The organism is Shewanella sp. S1-58-MNA-CIBAN-0166 (genome assembly GCF_040310085.1).
GTDB lineage: Bacteria > Pseudomonadota > Gammaproteobacteria > Enterobacterales > Shewanellaceae > Shewanella.
The window spans coordinates 1-271 of sequence record NZ_JBEOPN010000142.1 but is presented as its reverse complement, the minus strand read 5'-3'; the positions used below and the strand labels follow the sequence as shown (position 1 = coordinate 271).

Annotated in this window: 1 pseudogene; it reads left to right on the top strand. The window is 41.7% G+C overall.

From position 1 onward, the window contains the following. Positions 1–78: 78 nt before the first annotated feature. Positions 79–271 (top strand): annotated as a pseudogene (locus tag AAEY99_RS21450) (serine hydrolase domain-containing protein); the annotation flags it as partial.

Below are 271 nucleotides of genomic sequence, written 5' to 3'. Positions count from 1 at the left end.
GTAAATAACCGCTTAAATGAAGCACAAGGATCGCTAAACCTATTTACAGGTTTGGTATAAAAACTACAAAGGATGAATATGATTAAGCCATTTTACGCTAGCTGTTTGTTAGCCCTCTCGCTATTAACACCCAGCCTTGTAAAAGCAAACCCGACAGCCTCGCAGTATCAGGAAATTCTTAACGAGAGCCTAGTTGAAAACGAGCCCGGGGTATCGGTAATTATAAGTAAAAATGGCAAAGTACTTTTTAAAGGAGCGCGCGGGCTTGCCA